Below are 20,548 nucleotides of genomic sequence, written 5' to 3'. Positions count from 1 at the left end.
AGAGACAAAGTGCTAGAAGATAGCCGATGTACTTTGCTCTATCATCCATGATATGGCTAAAGTTTAGATTTAAATTTTGTAAGCTCTAAGAAAACTCAGAATATTGTTCTTAAAATTTTGATGTGTGTTTGCAAAAACTGAAACTTTCAGCTGTGCATGTCTAGAGACTAACGATTAATGCGCGTTAACGCAATAGATTGTAAGTGTTACAAAATGTCGTTTTTGTGGTGTTTAAATTGTTTAATTTGGGAATTGTTAGAGGAAGGTAAAAGTGTGATCTCAGTTTTGCTTGTGTTTATCACTATTAAAATCAACATTCGTAGAATATTAAACTTTTTTAGATTAAAGAGCGTATCACTGACATTTAAACAATCCTGTTCGTTTTTTGCTGCTAAGTCGCTATTTGCAAAAACAATCAGTAAACCTCGCTATATCTGGCTATCCACTCTCAAAAGTTTCTTTTCGTATTACGTGTTGTCTTTTAAGTACTGATAACCCTTTAGCGTTAGTGGTAGCGTAATGAGTGGTTCGTTGTGACTAGTCTTATGGGCGGTAGCTGGTATGAGAAAAAGTGGTTTTTCACTGATTGAGTTAGTGGTTGTGATTGTGATGTTGTCTGTTTTAGCTATCAGTGCTTCCAGTTACTACATAAACTTGCAATCTCAGGCTAGGGTTGCTGTGCTAGAAAATGTTTTAGGAAGTATAAAGACGCTCAACACGCAAGTGGGTGTTATGTCTCATTTAGATTATGTCAAAGTTAGGCAGGATCACAGTGAAGGCAGCCGCTTACAATATTTGGATTTAAATCGAGATGGCGTTCAGCAAGAAGATCAGGGCGAATGGAGTTTAATATGGGGGTATTTGGATAATACTCATATGCCAGATGCGATCATTTTGGATGAAAAACTCGTCCAACTTGTCGCTGGGCGCGCAGAGTATTACGTCGGCTTTGACCGTGACGGAACAGGTTCGCCTCTCAGTGGTGCGTGTTGGGTGCGTTATGCCCAACCAGATTTTGACGGCGACGAACCTGCCTATGGTTCAGACTTTACTGGGTGTTAGAATTTAAAGACTAATCCAAAATTGACCGAGACTTGGTTCATCCAATCCGTATCAAACTTAACCACGCAGTTATTGCCGCCATTGGTTGGCAGATTACAAGCGGCACTGGTTTGATCGTCGACAACCGTCCCGAGCCATCGTACTTGCGTGTTAAAACTCAAATTATTGCTAATTGGGTATTCGAAGCCGCCAAAAATACTGGCTGAAAAGCCCAAGTTGTCATCTACCCAGTTCGCATCGACGTACCCACCACCTAAACCCACACCTACGTATGAGTTAATGCCACCATCCATTGGGTAATAAACACTGCTTTGAAAGTGTAGATAGTGAACGGTCACATCTAGATGGGTGTTTTCCGCATCACTGGATTGGCTTGAGTAGAATAGGCCGATTCTTCCTTGCTGTAAGTCGCTCTCGATGGAAAAGGCATAATTCACGCTAGGAGAAATGTTGTAATTTTGTTGATTTTGATCGGTAACATCACCGCCTCCTGTATGTCCTACCCAAGGGGTAATATGGATTTGTGCCCAGCTATTTGAGCTAAACAGTAAGATGGAAATGCCAATTAACGTTGATAATTTAAGGTGTTTCATTCCGCTTTCCCTTATTTTTGGCCTAGCCTTAATGTAGTTGTGTGTTGTACTGGCTAGGTTTGCCGAGATAGAGCTCGCTATATACCTACTTATTGTGATGCTAACGTCATAATTGTGCACAAAAAAACCACAGAAATTGAATGTATTTCACGCTGGTGTTATTGTTTTGTTAATTTAATGTGGAGGTGTATCTATGGAATCAGAACTCAAATACGCATTGTTGATTACAGCGTCAGTGTTCGTTGTATTGATTGGTTTTGGTGTGGTAGCGATTGCTACTGCATAAGAACTAGCAATGAAAAATAGCGGTGTAGTGACTAACACTGCTGATTGGGTCGATATTGATCGACTCAGTAAATACACCGGAGGGCAAAATGCCCTAATCGCCCAAGGTGGTGGGCAGAGAGGGATATTTACCTCTGGTGTGTTAGATGCTTTCTTGCTGTCTAATTTTGACCCTTTTCACCGCTTTTACGGCACTTCTGCCGGAGCCCTTAATATCGCTGCGTATCTTTGTCGTCAAAAGGGCATTGGTCGCTCGTTTATCTTAGATCTCACGACTCATCCTGAATTTTTCCATCTCTTCAGCTATATCCGTAATAATCAATCGCTCGGTCTTGATTGGGCTCTCGATCAGATCTGCGAATATCCTTATAAACTTGATATTGATATGGGGCGCCAAGTATTAGGCACGCGCAAAGCATTTGCGGCAGTGACTGACTACGCGCACTTGAGCGACCATTACTTACCTATGCTGCAAGCGGATTGGAAAAAAGTATTAATTGCAACGTGCGCCATCCCACGCTTGTATCGGCAAGAGGTGGAGTTTGAGCATGGCCGTTATATCGACGGCGGGGTATCCGCTTCAATACCTGTTCAGGAGGCTTGGCGCCAAGGTGGACGCTGCCTAGTCGTGATTCGAACTGAAGGTGACGATCTTGCAGCTTCAGAGCCAGTAATCGAGCAAGGCGATGAGTTGCACTGGTATCGAGATTCTTTGAATACTGTTCAAGAGCATTGGCAACAGAAATTAAGCCAATGGAAGCAAGATTGGGGCAGTTTCTTTGGTGAACGCATTCAGCGTTCAAAAGAGCAGAAACAAGCCACTGGTAATGCTCCACTGCTTAACGGTGGGCGGTGGCTATTTGGTGCAGATGACATTTATCGCTTAAGCCATCTATTAGGAGACAGCTTCGATTCTGGATTAGCCGATATGCTGATGGTGCATTATCAAACCTATTCCCTCACACAAGATTTCCTTCATCAGCCACCAGATGACTGTTTTATTGTGCAAATCAAACCGGATAAACCTCTGCGTTCAAGCTCATTAATGAGCAGTTCTGATGATTTATTGCACGATTATCAGGTGGGTTTAGATGCGGGCTTTCGTTGCGTTGATCTTTTCGCCCAGACAGGCATCTCTCTTCATGACCGAATGCTTGATCTGCACCCTCAAAAGTGGGCTTAGCTCTTAGATTAAGTGTAATGCTTGAAATTCCAACCCCAATATCGTGATTATCGGTCGCAATACCCACATATTTATTACCGCAAAATAATTAAGCAAAAAATGTAGTAAACGTTTGGCTATTTGACCTCGCACACAAAGAAATACGTTTGTGCGTGATGCTTGTCACGGCAATCTATCAAGGGGCTTCACAATTACTTCGCAAAGTAAAAAAATTACCAAGTTATTGATTGTCGGAGTGCCTTATGTACATGGCTCAACCTGGTCATATTGATCATATCAAGCAGGTCAATGCTGGCCGTGTATATAAACTGATAGATCAAAAAGGCCCCATTTCTCGCATAGATTTGTCTAAACAGAGCGAACTTGCCCCTGCGAGTATTACCAAAATTACTCGTGAGCTGATCGAAGCGCACCTTATTCATGAGACTACTGTTCAAGAGGCGACCAGTCGAGGTCGACCTGCCGTAGGTCTACAAGTCAATAATGAAGGGTGGCAGTTTTTGTCGATGCGTTTAGGCCGTGGTTATTTGACCATTGCACTGCATGAACTTGGCGGTGATGTGCTTATTGATACCAAAATCGATATTCATGAAATCGACCAAGAGGACGTGCTTGCGAGGCTGCTGCACGAAATCGATGAATTTTTCCAAACCTATTCTGACCAACTTGACCGTGTCACTAGTATCGCGATTACCTTACCGGGTCTAGTGAACTCTGAGCAAGGCATCGTCTTGCAAATGCCACACTACAACGTAGAGAACTTGGCTCTCGGCCCTGAAATTTACAAAGCGACAGGCTTGCCTGTGTTTGTGGCCAACGATACCCGAGCTTGGGCATTGGCAGAGAAGTTATTTGGTCACTCTCAAGAGTGTGAGAACTCTGTTCTAATTTCCATTCACCACGGATTGGGCGCTGGTATTATTCTTGATGGCCGTGTACTGCAAGGTCGCCATGGCAATATCGGTGAACTAGGCCATATACAAATTGATCCTCAGGGCAAATTATGCCATTGCGGTAACCGAGGTTGCTTGGAAACCGTAGCTAGCTCACAAGCTATTCGTACTGAAGTTAAGGAACGTATCGCTAACGGCGAAGAATCGGTATTATCAGCAATAGAAGAAGTGTCTGTTGAAGATATATGTGAAGCCGCAGCCAATGGTGATGCGCTGGCGGTTAATGTGATTGAAAAGCTGGCGCGCTATTTAGGTGCGGCTATTGCATTGGTGATTAACCTGTTCAACCCTGAGAAGGTGCTGATCGGTGGTACAATTAACCAAGCGAAAGAAATTCTTTATCCAGCGATTCAGAAATGCATTAACGAGCAAAGCTTGCCTGTGTACCACCAAGATTTGGAATTGGTAGAATCACGTTTCTATAAACAAGCAACTATGACTGGTGCTGCTTTAGTAAAGCAGGCACTATATGACGGTTTGTTGCTTATGAAAGTGATTGAAGGTTAACGTCGCACTGTTTTGCTGTTAACCTTGTAGAGCATGTGGGTTGTGGCCAAATTGGTCTCTTCCAGACCGTGTGATGTATAGATTACCGTTGTAGAGATGCCTTATGTCCGGAGTATTAAATACAGTAGACCAACGTACCAATTTGGTCGGTGAAAACCGTTTGGAGTTGTTACTGTTTAGCTTAAACAGCAGCCAAATGTTTGCGATAAACGTGTTTAAGGTACGTGAGGTTATTAAAGTCCCACCTCTAACTAAAATGCCTGGATCTCATTACCACATTACTGGTGTGGCATCGTTGCGTGGTGTTTCAGTACCCGTAATTGATTTACGTGGTGCGATTGGCTTCCCGCCATCTCGTTTAGAAAATCAAGAAGAAAACCTGATCATTACGGAATACAACCGTACCATTCAGGGCTTTTTGGTTGGCCAAGTGCGTAATATCGTTAATACCACTTGGAGTGAAATACAGCCGCCGCCTAAAACCGCTGGCCGTGCGAACTACCTAACTGCTATTACCCAGCTTAAAGAGGGTGATAACAGCCGTATTGTTGAAATCATCGACGTAGAAAAAGTACTCGCAGAGATCATCGATTACGATGTGTCGATCTCTGAAGGTGTGCTTGATGATGAGCTGGCGGCGCAAATGGTAGGCCGTAATGTGCTTATTGTGGATGACTCATCTACCGCGCGCTCACAGGTGAGAGGCACATTATCTCAGCTTGGCCTAAACATCATAGAATGTTGTGACGGTCTTCAAGCGCTGAATTTACTTAGATCTTGGAGTGATGAAGGCAAGAAGGTAACCGATGAAATATTACTCATGATTACCGATGCTGAGATGCCTGAAATGGATGGTTACAAATTAACGTATGAGATCCGCAATGACTCTAGAATGAGTGATTTGCATGTTGTCTTGAATACGTCACTTAGCGGCAGTTTCAACGAAGCTATGGTGAAAAAGGTAGGTTGTAACCGCTTTATCTCGAAATTCCAGCCAGATTTATTGGTGGAAGTTACGCAAGAACGTTTGCGTGAATTACTAAATAATTAGTATTTCATACTATATATAGTCCGTGAACTCTGGTTACGCTGATGCTAGTATTTATGTGTTATTTCGTTACACGAAGTAGCAAACCTTTTTAAATACAACTTTTCATCAGATACCTAAGGTAGTTCCTATTCATGATATGGTTTACGTCTAAGGTTGTCATGACCTTATGCCTCTTACTATACAGGGAATACAAGAAAAGAAGTACGGACGCTGAAGACGAGTTGTAACTTGTCACAAATAACTTTAAAAGGGAGCTGACTAGCTCCCTTTTGCTTATCATTAAACGGTATGTGTAACTGTTTAAGTTAGTGAAAGTCTCTCGATTTTGTCGTTAGCCCAGAGAGCCCATCGGTAAGATCTTCAAGCCGACCCGCAATCACATGAGTCACTTCTCCTTCTCGTTCTAATATGCCTTTGACGCGCAATATCTTTGCGGTGAGGTAGGCCTGTTTTTGTGCTCTCGCGGTAGCGCGCCAAACCACCACATTGATGTTGCCGGTATCATCTTCTAAGGTGAAAAAGGTTACCCCTGCAGCGGTGCCGGGGGCTTGCTTGCCTGTTACTACACCCACTACTGTGACCAGAGATTGGTGGTCTTTATGCACCAATTGGTTCATACGGGTAAATCGGCCTAATACACCGGCTTGTTCAAGCAGTTTGATTGGATGATGGTTGAGTGACAATCCCGTTGAGGCATAGTCTTCCAATAGAGTCTGCGCATCGGTTGGTGCTGCAATAGGCACTTGGCTTGGCTCTTCTATTTGTTGAAACAGGGGCAAGTCAGATAAAGAATCCATCATTGCCCAACGAGTTTGGTAGCGGTTATTGGCAATGGCATGCATCGCATTGGCTGAGGCTAGCAGTTCAATATCCCGCTTACTTAGCCCAATGTGCTTGATTTGACTCGGGTGAGTAAAACCACCTTGGCCACGAGCTTTAATCAGTTGCTGACAACTCTCTTTGCTTAAGCCTTTTATCTGACGTAAGCCTAATCGAATCGCGAGACGGTTTTGGTGCTGAACTACTTGGTGATCATAGCTTGAGGCATTGACACAAATAGGGTGAATGATAAGCCCATGGCGGCGAGCATCTTGCACTAATTGCGATGAGCTATAAAAGCCCATCGGTAAGCTATTCAGTAGCGAGGTGTAAAAGGCTTCTGGGTAGTAATATTTCAGCCATGCCGAGCAATATGCCAATACTGCAAAAGAGGCGGAATGACTTTCCGGAAAGCCATATTCGCCAAAACCTAAGATCTGATCAAAGATGCGCTCAGCAAACTCCAAATCGTAGCCACGGCTTTGCATGCCATCAATCAGTTTGGTTTTGAACTTAATAAGGTCGCCATTTTTCTTCCAAGCGGCCATCGCGCGGCGCAATTGGTCTGCTTCACCGCCACTAAAGCCTGCTGCCACCATCGCTAGCTTAATGACTTGTTCTTGGAAAATAGGCACACCCATAGTGCGTGACAATACCGCTTCTACCTCTTTTGATGGGTAGGTGATCGGCTCAATACCATCGCGACGTTTTAGGAAAGGGTGCACCATGTCGCCTTGAATCGGTCCGGGGCGAACAATGGCGATTTGAATCACCAGATCATAATAAGTGCGCGGCTTAAGCCTTGGCAGCATACTCATTTGCGCCCTTGATTCGATTTGGAACACTCCTACGGTGTCGGCCTTTTGAATCATGCCATACACATTGGCGTCATCTTGACGGCGGGTGATTTCCGCAATTGAAAGGCGCTGACCATGAAAGCGTTCGACTAACTCAAAGCATTTACGAATGGCGCTGAGCATACCCAGCGCGAGGACATCGACTTTCAGGAGCGCAAGGCTTTCAAGATCGTCTTTGTCCCACTGGATCACAGTGCGGTCGGGCATCGAGGCATTTTCAACCGGTACCAGTTCATACAAAGGGCCAGAAGAAATCACAAAGCCGCCCACGTGTTGAGACAGGTGACGAGGAAAACCAATAATCTCATTCACTAAGCTAATGAACTGCTCACCCTTGAGTGAATCCGGTTCAATACCAAGTTGGATAATTTGCGCTTGCCAGCCCAATGCGCGATCGCGGCGATTAACATTTTTGATGAAATAGTCGAGTTGACTCTCTTCAATACCTAACGCTTTACCGACATCGCGCACTGCGCTTTTAAAGCGGTAAGAAATCACGGTAGCCGCAAGCGCAGCACGTTCACGGCCATATTTTTGGTAAATGTATTGAATGACTTCTTCGCGTCTTTGGTGTTCAAAATCGACATCAATATCCGGCGGCTCGTTACGCTCTTTGCTAATAAAACGTTCGAACAGTACTGAGATCTGCCTTGGGTCGACAGAGGTGATTTCTAAGCAGTAGCAGACCACAGAGTTGGCCGCTGAGCCTCGACCTTGATAAAGAATCTTCTGCCGTTTAGCAAACATTACGATGTCATGAATGGTGAGAAAGTAAAACGGGTAATTGAGTTCTTCAATCAGCTGTAATTCTTTCTCGATAGTTTGCGCTATCTCAGCGGGAATGCCTTCAGGGAAACGGCTCTGCTTGCCTTGTTCTACCAAAGTACGCAGGTAACTCATCGGGGTTTCACCATCAGGAATCAGCTCACTAGGATATTCGTATTGCAGCTCGTCCAAACTGAATTGGCAACGCGTCGCAATGTAGACGCTTTCGCTAAGCCACTCAGCTTTAAATAGCTTGCTGAGCTTATCTAAGCTGCGTAGTGAACGTTCGGTATTGACCAAGAGGTGCGCGCCAATCGTATCTACACTGCCACCATGTTTAATTGCGGTTAAGGTGTGCTGCAAAGGTAGCCTTGTGGCTGTGTGCATCAGTACACCGCCACACGCGGTTATCGGCAACTGAAACTCTTTGGCGAGGCTCTCACAGTGGCTGACGTACTCTTTATCGTTAGAGCCAAGATGGCGCTGAATGCCAAGCCACAATCGCTGTTGGTGGTGTTGGCTAAGCCATTGCCCCCATTTGTGGTCAACGTGTTGATGAGTAGGCAGCCAAATGACCAAGCAGTGGCGTACAGACATCAAATCCCACTCAGAGAGCTGATAGTGGCCTTTCTCTGAGCGACGACGAGCATTGGTGATAATTCGACACAATTCCGCATAAGCTTGACGGTTAGGGCACAGCAGGACGACTTGGCACTCTTGGTTGAGCCAAAACATACTGCCAATAATCAGTTTCACACCTAACTGGTGATTTTTAATCGCAGTGTGAGCTCGTACTACGCCCGCGACTGAGCATTCGTCAGTAATGGCTAATGCTTTATAACGTAAGAAGTCTGACTGTAAGATCAGCTCCTCTGCATGGGATGCTCCGGTCAAAAATGAAAAATTGGTTTGGCAAAACAATTCAGCGTAATTCATCGGGATGCCTTAGCTAAATTGGCCGTGGAGAAACCACTGCTTATCTTGATTGCGAAATACCCAAAGCCAGCGGCCTTGATAGCTGCGCGCCACAAAGTAATCGCGGGTGATGTCTTCGCCATCCCACCAACCGGTAACAAAGCGTTCAGGCCCTTGAATCAAAGACACCTTCTCTTGCAGTGGTTGTGGCTCTGGCAGCAGAATGCTTGGCCTATGGCGCATGGTTTTGGCTTTGTGGGGTATCTCATGGCTTGGATCGCACAGCTGAGTGGCATGTTCTGGGCGAGGGTCGTTACTGAGCATCACCTTACGCACTTGCTGTTTGCCTAGCTTGGCTTGCAGTAATCCAATCAGTTCTAGCTCAGTTTGCTGCCCTTGTGGGCCATTGAAAATATCCCGGCTGGTGGCCTCTAACTCACCACTGCGAGTAATGGCTAAGGTCAACCCTTGTACAGGGGCATCGAGCTTGATGGATTCCAGTGTGAGCTGGCATAAACGCGCCCATTGCTGAGCAATGTAATCACCACTGGCAGAGGTGAAAGTAATGCTGCTGTCTTGTTTATCTCGCTGATGCAAAGTGAGTACTAATTCATAGGCCACTTGATTGCGTAGGGTTAGAAATAACTCCAATCGCTTGAGCAAAATATTGAGTGGCTTTTCTAGCCACTGAATGTTTTCGATTTCGTACAGCAGCTCTAGATAGCTATGAAACTTTTCTGGCGGGTGATAGAAATCGATTGGGTGCTTAAATTGCCCCAGTAGGCGGCCAACATAATTGACCAAATCGATATCAAATCGACGTGCTAACTCCTGCATAGGGAGGCTGAGTAAATCATTTAATGTATTCACGCCGACACGCAGCAGCGCGTCTACTTGTTTACTTGCAAGCTCTGTAGCAATCAGCGGAAAGCGACGTATTTTTTCGAGTAATTGAGTACGGTCATCACTGATAAGTTGCGTGGCCGATTTAGCCAGCAAAATAGCGGAATATGGTGAGAACCCAGTGGCGAAAGAGTAGTTAAAGCCGAGCGTATTTAAGTGCTGAGAAAGCGTTTGCCAGTAGCGCTCTAAACCGCCATATAAGCAGAGCATATCAGTGACTTTAAGTAAGATGCCTTGCGGCGCAAATAGGGCAATATCAGAGGTGACCATATATAGCCACTGAGCAATGTCGGTTAGGGTTTGCTGCTCTTGCTTTTCGTCGTAAGGGTGTACTTGTAAATCATGGCATAAGGCACTGGCACTGCCTAAGCCCATCCCAATTTGAATGCCTTGCTCTATGGCGAGTTGATTGGCTTGCACTACTTGAAAGCGCGCGCCATCAACAATCACTAACGGTTGTTCTTGTTCCGCAAATAGAGCGTTTAATTGCAACGCAGGGAAGTGTAAATATAGCCAAAGGGTCATGATTAGCCTTGCTTACGCATAGGGAATGGCACAACCACAGATTGCGGTTTTTGAATGGCTAATTGTGGCCAGCGAGCGCTCATATCAATCACAAAATTGCCATGTGGCCAACCGCCTTTACGTTTAGTAATGGCGACGTTTAAGCCTTGATTATGCGCTTCCAATTTTAAGCTTAAACTGACCGGCAGAGAGAACACATGTTGCTGTGGCTGCTTAAATAAAAAGTGCAGAGCTTGGCCTGTTTCACTCGCTACTTGCAGGCGACGGGCTTGATGCACTTCCAGCTCAGCTTGCCAAAGCAATACGTTGCTACAAGCGCCGCTTTTTAAGCATTGCTCAGCAGCCCATAAAGCATGCTGTGGGTTATCAGGGTAGATCAGTAAGACTTGATTGGGATCGAGTCCTTCATTCACCAGCATTTCAGCACATAGATAACCGGGAGGCTGAATAAACACACTAAGACGCTCTCCGCCATTATTGAGTATGTGAGGCAGTAGCAGACGCAGTTCACCAATTCCAGACTCTGTTTGAAGCTCAACAACGCCATGTTTTGGGAAGCCACCATCGAGCTTTTGATCAAGCAATGCAAAACCTGTCGGGTAATGATCTTGTGGCTCATGTTGGGTTGAGCCTTGCCATAGCCATTGTTTTTGCTTGAGATGTTCGATAGAAGGAGTCATAGGCGTTAAAATAAAAAAAACTGTATATACATACAGTATAATTTATTCGCCGTTGGCTGCAATAGCCCGAAACTAAAAAACGCCTTGTGGGCTCACAAGGCGTTGATGTAAATCAGTTAAATTGTCTTATTTTTTGCGGTTATTTACTGCGACAGTTTTTTCGGCTGAGCATCGATACATTGGCCATGTACTTGCTTGCCTTCTGGCGCCATTAAGTAAAGGTAGAGTGGCATGATATCCAATGGTGTTTTGAGCAATTCAGCATCTTCAGCAGGGTAGGCTTTAGCGCGCATACCTGTGCGAGTGGCCCCTGGGTTAATCGCATTGACGCGAATAGTAGAGTCGCTCAGCTCGTCAGCCAGCACTTGCATCATGCCTTCTGTGGCAAACTTTGACATGGCGTAAGTACCCCAGAAAGCGCGACCACTATGGCCAACCGTTGAAGAAGTGAAGACTAAGCGAGCATCTTGAGATTTGTGCAGCAATGGTAGTAGAGCTTGTGTCATTAAAAATTGCGCTTTCACATTTACTTGCATCACATCGTCGTAGCTCTCTTCACCAATTTGATCGAATGGGCTGATCACCCCCAGCAAACTGGCATTGTGTAAAACACCGTCTAAGTGACCGAATTGGCCTTCAATGGTGTCAGCCATATCAAGATAGTTCTGCTTTGAGGCGCCTTTCATATCGAGTGGAATAATCGCTGCTTGTGGGTAGCCCGCGGCTTCAATCTCATCATAAGTTTGTTCCAGCTTTTTAACGGTGCGACCAAGTAGGATAACGGTCGCGCCTCGCTCAGCAAAACTTAACGCGGCTTGTTTACCAATACCTGCCCCGGCACCGGTCACAAGAATGATTTTGTCTTTTAATGCGTCGCCAGCAACTGAATATTCCACTCTATACTTCCTTATTATGATGATTTACTTTAAGAAATCGTAATATGGTGGTTACAATACATCAATTCGCCCATTGAGAGGATATTCACCTTGGAATTTTTGTTGGATTACGGCCTGTTTTTGGCCAAGATTGTGACTGTAGTGGTCGCATTGATAGCGATTCTAATCATCGCTAAAAGTGCAGGTGGGAAAGGTGGCTCGGTTAAAGGTGAGCTAGAAGTGACCAACCTAACTGAGAAGCACAAAGAGACAGTGGAGCAACTAGAGCACCACTTGCATGATGACTCTTTCATTAAAGCTCGCGATAAAGCTGAGAAGAAACAAGAGAAAGAGAAAAACAAAGCGCGCGAAAAAGAGATCAAGCAAGCAGCGAAAGAGGGCGAGTTAGATTCTAAACGCGAACCTCATCTGTTTGTATTGGATTTCAAAGGCAGCATTGATGCCAAAGAAGTAGCGTCATTGCGTGAAGAAGTGACCGCAGTGCTTGCGGTAGCGCGTGACGGTGATGAAGTGCTACTTCGCCTTGAATCAGGCGGCGGTATGGTACATGGCTATGGCTTGGCATCATCGCAGCTTGATCGCCTAAAAGCGGCGGGTCTGCCATTGACGATTTCAGTGGATAAAGTGGCAGCAAGTGGCGGCTACATGATGGCATGTATTGCCGATAAAATTGTTTCTGCACCTTTTGCTATTGTGGGCTCAATCGGTGTGATTGCGCAGCTACCAAACTTTAATAAAGTATTGAAAAAATACGATATTGAGTATGAACAGCTGACTGCGGGTGAGTACAAACGAACCCTAACCATGTTTGGTGAAAATACCGACAAAGCGCGTGATAAGTTCAAACAAGAGCTAGAAGAGACGCACGTACTGTTCAAAGACTTCATTCGTGAGCGTCGACCAGAGCTCGATCTGGAAAATGTGGCAACGGGTGAGCACTGGTTTGGTACTCAAGCACACAAGTTGGGTTTGGTTGATGAAATCAAAACCTCAGACGATCTTGTTGTTGAAGCGTGTAAAGATAAGACCGTATTGGCGATTCATTACGTAGAGAAGAAGAAAATCACTTCTAAGCTTGCAGGCCTTGTGGGTGAAGCAGCAGATAACGTATTGATGAAGCTAGCCGATCGTGGTCAACGCCCGATTGTTTAAGCTAGTAAAAGCTTAATGGATAGTGAAAGAGCAAGGCCTTGAGCCTTGCTTTTTTTATGCCATTTCAATCAGTACCGATCGCATATAACAAGACATTAGACCGAAAAAAGGGAGCCTGACTAGGGCTCCCTGAATAACACCTATAGGGGGTGGGTGTTACCTATACCAAATCGGTGCTGCCGCAACCTCGGGTATAAATGTTTAAGCTTTACCTTCACTTCCGCACATGCGGATCTTATCTATAACAACTTGCTTCATCGCTGCTTTGCCCGGAGTAATGTATTTACGCGGGTCATTAGCGCCTGGGTTTTCGCTGAAGTGCTGTTTCACCGCATCTGAGAAGGCAATTTTTAGTTCAGTGGCGATGTTCACTTTGCATACACCTAAATCGATGCTGCGTTTGACCATCTCATCAGGCACACCAGATGCGCCATGAAGGACCAAAGGAATATCAACTAAAGAGCGAATCTTCTCTAAGCGATCAAAATCGAGTTTTGGTTCAGACTTGTACATGCCGTGAGCGGTACCAATCGCTACCGCAAGAGAGTCGATACCAGTGCGACGAACAAACTCCGCAGCGGATGCTGGGTCGGTCATAAAGGCATCGGCACTATCCACAATCAGGTCATCCTCTTGGCCGCCAAGACGGCCTAGTTCAGCTTCAACACTGGCGTCGTAACGGTTGCAGTGCTGTACGACTGAGCGGACAATCTCAATGTTTTGATCAAATGCGTGGTGAGAACCATCAATCATCACTGAGCGAATACCATGCTCTACCTTAGTGCGGATGTCTTGCAGGTCTTCGTGATGGTCAAGATGCAGTACAAGCGGCATAGAGTGTTTATGTGCTGCCTCTTTACAGATGCTGATTAGGTAATCAGTGCCTGCGTAATCATAAGTGCCCGGCGTACCCGCTAAGATAACTGGCGAGCCCATTTCAGAAGCGGTTTCAACGATAACTTGCACTGTTTCAAGGTTGTGAATGTTGAAAGCGGGTACCGCATAGCCACCTAGTTGTGCACGTTTAAGCATTTCACGAGAAGAAATTAGATACATAAAGCCTCCTGGTTGGGCGTAGCAACTGCATCGAATACCAGACGCCCGTTCACCCAAGTTTTATCAATTGAGAAATCAGAATGAATAGCCACCATAGAAGCGCGTTTGCCCACTTCTAAAGTGCCGAGTTGATGTTGAATACCGAGAGATTGAGCAGGCGTTAAAGAAGCCATGAGCCATGCTTGTTCAAGCGGTAAATTAAGCCATTGCTGCAAGTTAGTGACGGCGTTATTTAGAGTCAGAGTGCTGCCAGCTAAGCTGCCAGAGTCCGTCATAACCACACCGTCTTTCATCGTGACGGTGTATTCGCCCAGCACGTATTGACCATCAGGCATACCTGCCGCGCACATTGAATCCGTGATAAGGGTTAAGCGAGATGAGCAGCAGCGATGCGCGACATCTATCGCGGTTGGGTGTACGTGATGGCCATCGGCAATCATTTCCACATAACAATTTGGGTGAACTAAGCCAGCGCCAACAACGCCCGGGTCTCGGTGATGAAGACCACGCATACCGTTGTAACAGTGGACAATGCCATTTGCGCCAGCATTTAATGCGTTTTTCACTTGGTCATGGCTGGCGTCAGTATGGCCAAGCATGATTTTGATGCCTTGTGAGCGTAGGTAGCGAATCGCTTCCAATGCGCCCGGTTTTTCAGGGGCTAATGCCACGGTGATAAGTTGGTTATCGCAATAAGAAATCCAGTTTTCTAACTCTTCAGTTGATAACTCACGAAACCATTCTGTTGGGTGAGCGCCTTTGTTCTTCTCAGTGAAGTAAGGCCCTTCTAAATACGCGCCTAAAATCTCGGCACCTGCCACTCCCATTTTTTTGCTTTGCGCGACTTGTTTTAGCGCCGCACGGATTTTTGCTACCGGCGCGGTTACTGTGGTGGGAACAAATGCAGTCACGCCTTTGCTGGCGAAAAAGTTCGACATGGTATTTAGGCTATCGTGGCTTGCATCCATCACATCGCAGCCATTTGCGCCATGAACGTGTGAGTCAATCAGCCCCGGCATTAGGCTCACTTTGCCTAAGTCGGTGTAGTCTTGGTCAATCGTGCTATCAAAAGGGCGAATTGCCGCAATCAAGCCGTGGCCATCGACACTAACAATGGCATCATTGAGCCATTGATTGCCGTGTAGCACTCGCTCTGCACGATAGTGTTGTAGATCAGATGCCATCTTCTTCTACCGTTGCTGTTTGTTCAGCTTTACATGCCATTTCTGCTGCAAGAGAGGTAATGCCTCGGTGCGCACATTCAACCGCTTGGTCACGAAACTCAATCAGTTGGAGTTCGTCGCGCTCTAACAGCATTTCAGCCGCCATTTGCAGGTTAGTGCCTGTCACTACTTCAATATCGCTACGCTCTTGGCTTAGCAGTGATGCGGTGCGAAACGGTGTTCCGCCCAATAAATCAGTGAGAAAAACGATGCCGTCACCCGAGTCAATCTCTTCAATGGCACTGCGCATCGACGCTTCAAGTTGTGGTGTCGTCGCTTCTTCCGGAAAATCGATGAACTTGAACTGAGGCTGCTCACCAATCACTTGATGAATCGCTTTTGCGATACCTGAAGCAAAGCCACCGTGGCCAGACAAAATTACTGAAATCATGTGTTGTTCCTTTTGTGGGGCTGGCGTACCAGCCCCGTTTTATTGGTGTTACTCGGTGTTTATAGGAAGCCCATAAAGCGGCCAACAATGCCTAGAGTCACGGTAATACCGATCAGTTTTAGTGGGCTCCAGCCGCGTTTCACTAGTGCATACATTGCTAGGGTGTAAACCAGTGGTAAGAAGGCTGGCATAAGCTTGTCGATAACGTCAGCTTGCAGTTTTACGACTGCATCACCCGCGGTGATTTCCGCTGTGGTGGATAGGCGAACGTATGTCGCAACTAATGCACCGATAACTGTCATACCGACCATTGAAGCGGCGTGACCGACCTTCTTGGTGTTAGCTTTAATCACAGGGATAGCTTGAACACCCATGCGGTAGGCGTAGTGCGCTAAGCCAAAGCGAAGACCAAAGTGAACCGCGTTAAACAGCACGAAGAAGAACACTGCACCCATGATGGAGCCTTGCAATGCTAGGTCGGCACCGATACCACCACAGATAGGAAGTAGGGTTAGCCAGAACATGGCATCACCGATACCGCCCATAGGGGCACCGACTGCGATTTTGGTGCTCTGAATACTGTTGATGTTTTGTTTAGAACGCTCCATCGCCAGCACGATACCCATTACGAAGGTCACCAAGAATGGGTGCGTGTTGAAGAACCCCATGTGGCCTTGCATCGCTTTCGAAAGGTCAGCCTTGTTGGTGTGGATTTTCTTCAGAGCAGGCAGTAGGCCATAGAGCCAACCAGAAGCCTGCATACGTTCGAAGTTAAATGACGCTTGCAGCAACAGCGAACGCCAAGCCATTTTGTTGATGTCAGCTTTGGTTAGCTCAGCACCAATCTCTTTGTTTTCGTACTCGTCTTGCGCTACACCTGGAGCAGGTTGCACCTCAGTGTTTTGGCCGCGAAGGTCAAGCTCATTGCTTACATTAGATTCCATCTTCAAAGTCCTCAGCTGGTGCAGTTGCAGGGGTAGGTTCGGTTTTGCGCATAAAGTCGATGATTGCCATAGCGGTTGCAGCGGCAGCAATGGCTAGGATTGGCAGTTCAATCCAAGCTGCGGCAACAAAGCCAAGGATGAAGTAAGGGATGTAGGCATTCTTCATCATGATTTTCATCAGTACCGCGAAACCAATGGCTGGCATGATGCCGCCGGCAACACCTAGGCCGTCGATAAGCTCTTTAGGCAGCGCTTGAACCATTGCACCAGCGTGCTCGGCACCTAGGTAGATTGGTAGGAAGGCACATAGGAAGTAGAAAGTGCCAAGTACCGCCAGTGCGAAGTAGTTAACGCGCTCGATACCGTCGGTATCTGCATTACGAGCAAAGTCATCACATTTCGACATCACAGCAGACATCGCTGAGAACAGTAGTGTGATACCCATTTGCACCGCGACCGCGAAAGGTACAGCGACACCCACCGCCACGTTTGGCTCAACTTTGGTGGTGATTGCGAAGGTCGTACCTACGATAGTACCGATGATTACGTTTGGTGGCTGAGCGCCTGCAAGAGGGGCAAGGCCCATCCAGATTAGCTCTAACGTACCACCAACCAGAATACCGGTTTGCAGGTCGCCTAAGATGAGGCCGACCAGCGGGCCAAGTACCACAGGGCGGTGGAAGTGGGTGAGGCCGTTGAACAAGTCAAGGCCTGCAAAGAAGGCTAGGATGCCGAGCATCAACGCCTGTAAGAGTCCTATTTCCATGATGTTTGTCCTTTATTATCAGATAAGAGTAAAGAGGTCGGTTGCGCTTTCTGTAGGCACACCTTGAATGGTGCAGTTCACCCCCAGCGCTTTTAGTTTTTCAAATTCCTCGACGTCTGCGGCATCCACCGAAACGGTCTTAGAAATCTGTTTTTTGCCTTCCACGTAGTGCATGTTGCCTACGTTGATGTTGGTAATTGGCACGCCGCCATCTACCAGTTGACGAAAATCTTTTGGTGTACGACACACCAGTAGGATGCGTTGGCGATCAGAGGCTTTGTGAATGGTGTCGATGGTTTTTTGTACCGTCCAAAAACGAATCGCGATACCGTCAGCCAGCACCATTTCCATTAGGTTTTGTTGGATGGAGTCTTCCGCGACTTCATCGTTAACCACAACAACGATGTTTGCGTCTGCAAAACCTACCCACTGAACACCGACTTGGCCGTGAACTAGACGCTCATCAATACGACTTAAAACGATATTTGGCATGTTAGTTTCCTTCTAAAATTCAATTGCTTAATTAATTGATGCTTATTAATGGGTAGCGTTATTTGTTAAATGGATAGATGGTGACACCTTGCACCACGCGGTTTACTTCGCCAGTTGGGCATGGGTTGTCAGGACCAAATCCAAGCTGGAGTGATTTTTCAAATGCCAACATTTGGCAGAACAAAATGTATGGGAAGCAAAGCCATGCATCGCCTAGGTTGAGTTGGCCTAGCTCAAATACGTTGTCGCTATCTAGCGCGCCTTCAGTAATGGCAATATGGCCAAGGGCTTGCTGGTCACGGCGAATCTCATTGAACAGGTCCATGTCGTATTGACGGGTGTATGCATCGCTAGAGAAAAGTTGAATTACTAGCGCTTTGTCATTGATGGTGAATTTAGGCCCGTGGCGAAAACCTAATGATGAGTCAAATGCGGTCATCACTTTGCCTGCGCTTAGCTCTAAAGATTTCAATGAGGCTTCTCGAGCAAGGCCAGCAAAGCCGCCGCTGCCAAGCACGATTAGGCGTTCATAAGGTTGGCTAGCCAGCTGTTTAATGTTGCTTTGCCATTGTGACAACTTGCTTTCACATAGCTCTGCGATGGCTTCGATTTGGCCGCGCCATTGGCTTGGGGTTTCACCGCCTAGCAACGTTAAAGACGACATCAACATGCAGCTAAAGCTGGATGTCATGGCAAAGCTTTTATCGTTTGAGCCTTCTGGCATCAGCATGCAGTATGCGTTGCTGGCTTTGTCTGAGTAGCGAGATAGAGCACCGTCGCTGTTACAGGTTAAAAACAGGTGGAAGCTTTCAGGGATTAACTGATCCACTAGCTCAACCGCTGCCACACTTTCAGGGCTGTTGCCTGAGCGAGCATAAGAGACCAACAAAGTCGGGCGCTTAGGGTCTAGGTACTGCTCTGGGTTAGAAACTAAATCCGTAGTTGGAATAGACTCGACTTGGAAGTTCAATCCCGCTTGGATAAATGGCGCAGCCGCGTCACCCACAAAAGCGGAAGTGCCAGCACCGGTTAGAATGATGCGCAGCTCTTTGCGTGCTAATAGTGGCGATAAGAACGCGTTAGCAGATTCAAACTGGCTTTCCAATATGTCAGCAAGGTTGCGCCACAAGCGCGGTTGATGATTGATTTCTTGAGCAGTATGAATACCGCCTCGTTGCTCAAGCCATTCGGCTTGGTAGCCTAAAAACGTGGTCATTAGATGGTCTCCTTACACGCTACTGCATTTGAATAACAGGCATCGGAATAGACCTCGGTCACTTCCATGATCTTGTGAATTACAATGTCAGCAGGTTGATTCTGAATTTGGTTTTGGAAAATCGCTTTCGCTTGATTCGGTAGATATTGGCTAAGCAGAGTCAGCGGCAATGGGTTCGCAGCAAGGTTGTTAAACAGCGTGCGCTGCGCTTTTTGAACTTCTGGATGTGTCCAGTAGTAACGAATGCGGTCACTTAGGCTGTAGCTGCAATCGAGAAATTGCTGGTGGCCTTTGCTTAGGTAGTGCGAGCGCCAGTAATCCGGTTCTTCACGCATCACTTGCTCGACGGTGTCACGCAGGTGAGAAGCATCGTGGCTACCTAGCCATTCCAGCTCAGCGCGATCTAGGCCATATAGTGCTTCACGCAGTGCGAAGGTGAGTGCTGGGCCGACTTTCAAAATCGCGAAGTGGTCTTTTACCAACTCGTGGTACGCGGTTGGATTTTGGTAATCGGTCGAATGCGCCTCGAATACTAAGTGAGGCTGACCCTTGATGATTTTGCTCAGCGCTTGCGCTTGGCTGCTTTGGTAGTGGTGAATGGAGTGATGGTCGAACTCGACACCTGGTTGAACCACAAGGCCAATCACACGTGGCCAAACGTAACCTAAACCTAGGTCACTAAAAGCTTGGTGATGGGCATCTAGTGTGGCTAATGCTTCGTCAGGTTTGGTGAGTTCTAGCCCTTCGTCTTCCAGAGATTCAAGCGCACCGCCCGGTGTCGGCACTTCTGTACCGATGACGTATAAAGGGGCTTGGCCACCAGATTGATGCCATGCGTCTTCAGCAACTAAACAAAGCTGCGCCGCGCGCTCGGCCATCACTTCTTCACTAAGTGGCGTTTCGTCGTCAGCGCAAGACATTGAGCAATCAAGGTGAATCTTGTTAAACCCAGCTGTGACATAGTCATGAATCATCGTTGCTGAGTATTCCATGGCCTGTTTTGCAGGTAGGTTCTGCCAACAGTTTGGGCCAAGGTGGTCGCCACCAAGTACAATGCGCTCAGTAGGAAAATTAAGTTGCTCTGCAAGCTGGTATACGTGCTTAGCAAAGTCTTGTGGCGTCATGCCTGTGTAGCCACCAAATTGATTCACTTGGTTTGAGGTTGCTTCAATCAGCACCAACTGGTTATCTTGTGCGGCTTGTTTAAGCGCCGCTTCGAGCACTAATGGGTGCGCAGAGCAAACTGAGTAAATGCCAGTTGCTTGTCCTTGTTTGTGCTGCTCAATCAGTGATTGTAAAGATTTCATGGTGGTC

19 protein-coding genes are annotated in these 20,548 nt (G+C 46.6%); 6 read left to right on the top strand and 13 right to left on the bottom strand.

The window, feature by feature from the left end; translation table 11 throughout:
• The first annotated feature begins 561 nt into the window (after window positions 1–561).
• On the top strand, window positions 562–1,062 hold the full coding sequence (locus MU515_RS05370) for a type II secretion system protein (RefSeq protein WP_260259350.1): 501 nt from the start codon (window positions 562–564) through the stop codon (window positions 1,060–1,062).
• Here MU515_RS05370 and MU515_RS05365 read toward each other — a convergent pair.
• Window positions 1,059–1,655 (bottom strand): porin family protein, encoded by a 597-nt coding sequence (locus MU515_RS05365; protein WP_260259349.1) that lies wholly within the window; start codon window positions 1,653–1,655, stop codon window positions 1,059–1,061. The two genes, MU515_RS05370 and MU515_RS05365, sit on opposite strands and share 4 nt — an antisense overlap.
• A gap of 193 nt (window positions 1,656–1,848) precedes the next feature.
• Between MU515_RS05365 and cydH the strand changes: the two genes are divergently transcribed.
• The 4 genes from cydH (at window position 1,849) to MU515_RS05345 (ending at window position 5,634) form a co-directional block, all read left to right on the top strand.
• Window positions 1,849–1,941: a cytochrome bd-I oxidase subunit CydH gene (gene cydH / locus MU515_RS05360; protein WP_260259348.1), complete on the top strand. Its 93-nt coding sequence runs from the start codon at window positions 1,849–1,851 to the stop codon at window positions 1,939–1,941.
• Window positions 1,942–1,950: 9 nt separating this feature from the next.
• The gene (locus MU515_RS05355) at window positions 1,951–3,123 is read left to right on the top strand and encodes a patatin-like phospholipase family protein (RefSeq protein WP_260259347.1); all 1,173 of its coding nucleotides are present in this window, start codon (window positions 1,951–1,953) and stop codon (window positions 3,121–3,123) included.
• 242 nt (window positions 3,124–3,365) lie between these two features.
• Window positions 3,366–4,583: a sugar metabolism global transcriptional regulator Mlc gene (gene mlc, locus MU515_RS05350; RefSeq protein WP_260259346.1), complete on the top strand. Its 1,218-nt coding sequence runs from the start codon at window positions 3,366–3,368 to the stop codon at window positions 4,581–4,583.
• Between the two features lie 103 nt (window positions 4,584–4,686).
• Window positions 4,687–5,634, top strand: a complete 948-nt coding sequence (locus MU515_RS05345) for a chemotaxis protein CheV (RefSeq protein WP_260259345.1) — start codon at window positions 4,687–4,689, stop codon at window positions 5,632–5,634.
• A gap of 305 nt (window positions 5,635–5,939) precedes the next feature.
• Here the strand turns inward: MU515_RS05345 and MU515_RS05340 are convergent, their stop codons facing one another.
• From MU515_RS05340 to MU515_RS05325, 4 genes are all read right to left on the bottom strand, one after another.
• Window positions 5,940–9,011 carry an error-prone DNA polymerase gene (locus MU515_RS05340; RefSeq protein WP_260259344.1) on the bottom strand — a complete coding sequence of 1,024 codons (3,072 nt, stop codon included), beginning with the start codon at window positions 9,009–9,011 and terminating at the stop codon, window positions 5,940–5,942.
• 9 nt (window positions 9,012–9,020) lie between these two features.
• Window positions 9,021–10,418, bottom strand: a complete 1,398-nt coding sequence (locus MU515_RS05335) for a Y-family DNA polymerase (RefSeq protein WP_260259343.1) — start codon at window positions 10,416–10,418, stop codon at window positions 9,021–9,023.
• Between the two features lie 2 nt (window positions 10,419–10,420).
• Window positions 10,421–11,098, bottom strand: a complete 678-nt coding sequence (gene imuA, locus MU515_RS05330; protein ID WP_260259342.1) for a translesion DNA synthesis-associated protein ImuA — start codon at window positions 11,096–11,098, stop codon at window positions 10,421–10,423.
• A 143-nt stretch (window positions 11,099–11,241) separates the two neighbouring features.
• A complete protein-coding gene (locus tag MU515_RS05325; protein ID WP_260259341.1) occupies window positions 11,242–11,994 on the bottom strand; it encodes a YciK family oxidoreductase in 753 nt (250 codons plus the stop codon).
• Between the two features lie 90 nt (window positions 11,995–12,084).
• On the opposite strand from MU515_RS05325, the gene sohB reads away from it, so the two are divergent.
• On the top strand, window positions 12,085–13,146 hold the full coding sequence (gene sohB / locus MU515_RS05320) for a protease SohB (protein ID WP_260259340.1): 1,062 nt from the start codon (window positions 12,085–12,087) through the stop codon (window positions 13,144–13,146).
• 201 nt (window positions 13,147–13,347) lie between these two features.
• Here the strand turns inward: sohB and MU515_RS05315 are convergent, their stop codons facing one another.
• From MU515_RS05315 to MU515_RS05280, 8 genes are read right to left on the bottom strand one after another with little or no spacing between them, the layout of a single operon-like run.
• Complete coding sequence (locus MU515_RS05315) at window positions 13,348–14,202, bottom strand: tagatose bisphosphate family class II aldolase (protein ID WP_260259339.1); 855 nt, start codon at window positions 14,200–14,202, stop codon at window positions 13,348–13,350.
• Window positions 14,193–15,386 carry an N-acetylglucosamine-6-phosphate deacetylase gene (gene nagA / locus MU515_RS05310; protein ID WP_260259338.1) on the bottom strand — a complete coding sequence of 398 codons (1,194 nt, stop codon included), beginning with the start codon at window positions 15,384–15,386 and terminating at the stop codon, window positions 14,193–14,195. The genes MU515_RS05315 and nagA overlap by 10 nt, the downstream gene beginning before the upstream one ends.
• Entirely contained in the window at window positions 15,376–15,816 is a 441-nt protein-coding gene (gene agaF / locus MU515_RS05305) for a PTS galactosamine/N-acetylgalactosamine transporter subunit IIA (RefSeq protein WP_260259337.1), read from the bottom strand. Before agaF ends, nagA begins: the two co-directional genes overlap by 11 nt.
• A 59-nt stretch (window positions 15,817–15,875) precedes the next feature.
• Entirely contained in the window at window positions 15,876–16,760 is an 885-nt protein-coding gene (agaE, locus tag MU515_RS05300; RefSeq protein WP_260259336.1) for a PTS N-acetylgalactosamine transporter subunit IID, read from the bottom strand.
• A complete protein-coding gene (gene agaW / locus MU515_RS05295) occupies window positions 16,750–17,526 on the bottom strand; it encodes a PTS N-acetylgalactosamine transporter subunit IIC (RefSeq protein ID WP_260259335.1) in 777 nt (258 codons plus the stop codon). Before agaW ends, agaE begins: the two co-directional genes overlap by 11 nt.
• Before the next feature lie 18 nt (window positions 17,527–17,544).
• Window positions 17,545–18,018: a PTS N-acetylgalactosamine transporter subunit IIB gene (gene agaV / locus MU515_RS05290; protein ID WP_260259334.1), complete on the bottom strand. Its 474-nt coding sequence runs from the start codon at window positions 18,016–18,018 to the stop codon at window positions 17,545–17,547.
• Window positions 18,019–18,076: 58 nt separating this feature from the next.
• Window positions 18,077–19,234 (bottom strand): SIS domain-containing protein, encoded by a 1,158-nt coding sequence (locus MU515_RS05285; protein WP_260259333.1) that lies wholly within the window; start codon window positions 19,232–19,234, stop codon window positions 18,077–18,079.
• Complete coding sequence (locus MU515_RS05280; protein ID WP_260259332.1) at window positions 19,234–20,541, bottom strand: D-tagatose-bisphosphate aldolase, class II, non-catalytic subunit; 1,308 nt, start codon at window positions 20,539–20,541, stop codon at window positions 19,234–19,236. The genes MU515_RS05285 and MU515_RS05280 overlap by 1 nt, the downstream gene beginning before the upstream one ends.
• Window positions 20,542–20,548: the final 7 nt, after the last annotated feature.

It is taken from the genome of Vibrio intestinalis (genome assembly GCF_025195085.2).
GTDB classification, from domain to species: domain Bacteria; phylum Pseudomonadota; class Gammaproteobacteria; order Enterobacterales; family Vibrionaceae; genus Vibrio; species Vibrio intestinalis.
Note: the sequence above shows the minus strand (reverse complement) of the source record. Positions and strands in the feature narration are given on the sequence as shown.

Coding starts and splice junctions, on each gene's coding strand:
- MU515_RS05355 (WP_260259347.1), top strand. CDS start 1,951: ATGAAAAATAGCGGTGTAGTGACTAACACTGCTGATTGGGTCGATATT.
- MU515_RS05370 (WP_260259350.1), top strand. CDS start 562: ATGAGAAAAAGTGGTTTTTCACTGATTGAGTTAGTGGTTGTGATTGTG.
- imuA (WP_260259342.1), bottom strand. CDS start 11,098: ATGACTCCTTCTATCGAACATCTCAAGCAAAAACAATGGCTATGGCAA.
- MU515_RS05365 (WP_260259349.1), bottom strand. CDS start 1,655: ATGAAACACCTTAAATTATCAACGTTAATTGGCATTTCCATCTTACTG.
- MU515_RS05345 (WP_260259345.1), top strand. CDS start 4,687: ATGTCCGGAGTATTAAATACAGTAGACCAACGTACCAATTTGGTCGGT.
- MU515_RS05285 (WP_260259333.1), bottom strand. CDS start 19,234: ATGACCACGTTTTTAGGCTACCAAGCCGAATGGCTTGAGCAACGAGGC.
- agaE (WP_260259336.1), bottom strand. CDS start 16,760: ATGGAATCTAATGTAAGCAATGAGCTTGACCTTCGCGGCCAAAACACT.
- MU515_RS05280 (WP_260259332.1), bottom strand. CDS start 20,541: ATGAAATCTTTACAATCACTGATTGAGCAGCACAAACAAGGACAAGCA.
- mlc (WP_260259346.1), top strand. CDS start 3,366: ATGTACATGGCTCAACCTGGTCATATTGATCATATCAAGCAGGTCAAT.
- MU515_RS05335 (WP_260259343.1), bottom strand. CDS start 10,418: ATGACCCTTTGGCTATATTTACACTTCCCTGCGTTGCAATTAAACGCT.
- agaW (WP_260259335.1), bottom strand. CDS start 17,526: ATGGAAATAGGACTCTTACAGGCGTTGATGCTCGGCATCCTAGCCTTC.
- MU515_RS05340 (WP_260259344.1), bottom strand. CDS start 9,011: ATGAATTACGCTGAATTGTTTTGCCAAACCAATTTTTCATTTTTGACC.
- cydH (WP_260259348.1), top strand. CDS start 1,849: ATGGAATCAGAACTCAAATACGCATTGTTGATTACAGCGTCAGTGTTC.
- nagA (WP_260259338.1), bottom strand. CDS start 15,386: ATGGCATCTGATCTACAACACTATCGTGCAGAGCGAGTGCTACACGGC.
- agaV (WP_260259334.1), bottom strand. CDS start 18,018: ATGCCAAATATCGTTTTAAGTCGTATTGATGAGCGTCTAGTTCACGGC.
- agaF (WP_260259337.1), bottom strand. CDS start 15,816: ATGATTTCAGTAATTTTGTCTGGCCACGGTGGCTTTGCTTCAGGTATC.
- MU515_RS05315 (WP_260259339.1), bottom strand. CDS start 14,202: ATGTATCTAATTTCTTCTCGTGAAATGCTTAAACGTGCACAACTAGGT.